Here is a 3,105-nt window from a genome sequence, read left to right on the forward strand (position 1 = left end):
AAGCATCGCCTGAAAAATTTCACCATCGCGAGCACCTTCAGGAGTGGTTTTGAATTCGAATCGAAGGCGGCGCATGCCATCTTTGCCGGCGGGATAGCCCGCTTGATTAAGAAGTTGACGCGCTTTTTCCGGATCATAGGAATAGGTAGTGACGTTGCCGTCGTATGCCCAACTCTCCGGCGCGAGCATGCCAGTTGCTATTCGGCCAGTACCTCGCAAAACCGAACTGACTATTGTATTGCGGTCTATTGCATAGGCGATCGCGCGCCGGACGCGAATATCGCGCAGCTGCGGAATGCGAAAATTGAAAGATAGGTAGCGATAGGTGGACCCCGGGGTGTTGCTGAGCTTCAGAAACTGATGTGCGGAGAGCCAGGGCAACACGTCGACCTGAATATTGTTTGGCGAGAAGTCGCAAACGCCTTCCGCGAGTTCGAGGGCGCGCACAGTGGGGTCGGGCACGATCTTGAACAGGATCGACTGCGGCGCGCCTGGCGGATGCGGATAGTAGGGATTGCGCTCAAGCCGCAAAAATTCGTCGCGCGAGTAAGCGACCATCCTGAAAGGTCCACTGCCCACCGGCGCGGCGCCGCTTCCTTGCGCGGGCAACGGAGTCCCAATAGGCACGATACCCTCAGTCGCAATCTCGACGGCAGGCGCATACGGATGCGCCACAGTTATGACAACCGTGTAGTCGTCGGGGGCTTCAATTGATTTCAACTCCTCAAGGCTGGTGCGTTTGGGCGACATCGATTCTGGAGCGAGTATCGAGTTGTACGTGAATAGCACATCGCGCGCTGTAAGTTCCCGGCCGTCGCTGAAACGCACTCCGTGATTGAGGTGGTACACGGTCCTCGTTGGGGAGGGGTGCTCGATGCTTTGGGCAAGGCGACCGACGAACTGGCCTTTGCGATCGTTCTTAACTAGAGAATCGAAAATGAGTTCATTGATACGCGAAGACATTGCGTCGGTGCCAAATCGCGGGTCGGTCGAGGTCGGCGAGGTTTCGATATCGACTTGAATTGTTCCGAAAGAACTATCGACGCGATAGTGACCGCATCCCGCGAGCGCGACGAGTGCCGCACCAATCTGCGCGACCAATCGCAGCCAGGCCGTTGTCTTTCTCATCTGCATAGTTGGCGCGATAATAACATGACGATGAGCAAAGATTGGCGCGCGAAAATCGAGTTGCGGCAGGGCGACCTGACGGAGGCCGACGTTGATGCGATTGTGAACGCCGCAAATAACGATCTGATGCTGGGCGGCGGCGTCGCGGGCGCGATTCGCATCAAGGGCGGCCCTACGATTCAGCAGGAGTGCGACCGAATCGGGCCGATTGCTCTGGGCGAGGCGGCGATCACGAGCGCGGGACGGCTGCGTGCGCGGCACGTCATTCATGCGGCCAGCACGCGGCTCGGAGAATCCACCTCGGAGGCGAATCTGCGCGCGGCGACGCGCAACTCGCTGATGCGCGCCAACGAGAATGCGCTCAAGACGATCGCATTTCCTGCGATCGGTACCGGCATCGCAGGTTTCCCGATCGAGCAGTGCGCTCAAGTGATGCTCGAGGAGGCGCGCAAGCATCTCAATGCTACGACGACGCTCGAGCGGGTGGAATTCGTGTTGTTCGATCGCCACTCGCTTGAAGTCTTCGAGCGGGCGCTGGCGGAAATGAATGACTAGTGGGCGGCCATGCCGCCGCCGGGTTGCGCGCGACGCAATAGTAAGAAGGTCGGTATCAGTATTATCATTACAATAGCCAGTGTGCGGTAGATATCGTTGAACGACAGCATCATCGCCTGCCGCTGAATCATCCCGTACACCATGCCGAGTCCTTGCTTTTGGCCAGTGAGTATTTGCGGCATATAGTCAAAGCTGCGTCCTCCGGGCGCGAGGCGCGCCGCGTCGCTCATTTTCCACGCGTCGAAGACGGTGAAATGTCCTACCAGGTAGGACTGATGCGTCTGCTCATGATTGACGAGCACGGTCGTCATGTATGAGATGCCGATCGCGGCTCCGGTGTTGCGCATCATGTTGTAGAGGCTCGCAGCGTAGCCGACGCGCTCGCGGCTGACGCACGACAGCGTGGTGGCTGAAAGCGTTGGAAAGATCATGCCCATCCCAACTCCCATGACGAGGCTCGGCCACGTGACCGTCCACGTGCCGACCTGTGTGTTCCAGCCCGACATCTGCCACAGCGCGATTGCCATGATTACGAAGCCGACGCCGATCAGCGGACGCGTGTCGTAGCGGTAGCGCGCGAGTTGCCCGACGATCAGCATCGCAGCCATCGTGCCGAGTCCTCGTGGCGCGAGCACCAGGCCGGCCTTCCACGCGCTGTAGCCCATCAGCTCTTGCAGAAAAATTGGATTCAACAGTCCGGTGCCGAACAGCGCGAAACTCATCGCGACCATCAGCATCACGGACATCGTGAAAACCGGAATGCCGAGGATTTTAAGATCGAGAATCGGCTCCGGCGTGCGCAATTCGTTGATCGTCAGTCCCACGATGCAGATCGCGGCGAAAATCGTGCACCAAACTACCCACGGCGAATTGAACCAGTCGGCGCGCTGGCCGCGATCGAGCACGAGTTGCGCCAGCCCGAGCCCGACGACCAGCAGGATGATGCCGGTGTAGTCGGTCTTGCCGCCTTTTGCGCGACGAACTCGCAGGTAGGCGGGGTCGTGTACGAAGGTCCAGACCATCAGGAACGCCGCTGCTCCGATCGGCAGGTTGATGTAAAAGTTCCAGCGCCAGTTCCAATTGTCTGTGATCCATCCGCCGAGCGTAGGCCCCATGATCGGAGCGACCATCAGGCCCATCCCCCAGGTCGCCATCGCGAGTTGCTGCTCGTTGGGCGGGAAGGTCTCCATCAGGATCGCCTGCGACGACGGGACCATCGCGGCGCCCGCCGCGCCCTGTATCAATCGGAACACGACCATCTGATCCAGCGACTGAGCCGCTCCGCACAGCCCCGAAGCCGCGACGAACACCGCGACCGACATCAAGAAGTAGCGCTTGCGGCCGAAGCGCGACGAGATCCATCCGGTAAGCGGAATCATGATCCCGTTTGCGACCAGGTAGCTCGTCAGCACCCAGGTGATT

Annotated in this window: 3 protein-coding genes; 1 reads left to right on the forward strand and 2 read right to left on the reverse strand. The window is 59.4% G+C overall.

Features of this window, described 5'->3' with window-relative positions; genetic code table 11:
* Positions 1-1,128: ABC transporter substrate-binding protein (locus VIW95_RS05625; protein WP_331584444.1), on the reverse strand; the 1,128-nt coding region annotated here is incomplete at its 3' end.
* Between the two features lie 30 nt (positions 1,129-1,158).
* Between VIW95_RS05625 and VIW95_RS05630 the strand changes: the two genes are divergently transcribed.
* Positions 1,159-1,683, forward strand: coding sequence for a macro domain-containing protein (locus VIW95_RS05630; RefSeq protein ID WP_331584445.1), 525 nt, complete (start codon positions 1,159-1,161; stop codon positions 1,681-1,683).
* Here the strand turns inward: VIW95_RS05630 and VIW95_RS05635 are convergent.
* The coding region (locus VIW95_RS05635) for a DHA2 family efflux MFS transporter permease subunit (protein ID WP_331584446.1) at positions 1,680-3,105 on the reverse strand (1,426 nt) is incomplete at its 5' end. The two genes, VIW95_RS05630 and VIW95_RS05635, sit on opposite strands and share 4 nt — an antisense overlap.

The sequence above is a fragment of the Binatus sp. (SeqCode) genome (assembly GCF_036522015.1).
Classification (GTDB): Bacteria; Desulfobacterota; Binatia; order Binatales; family Binataceae; genus Binatus.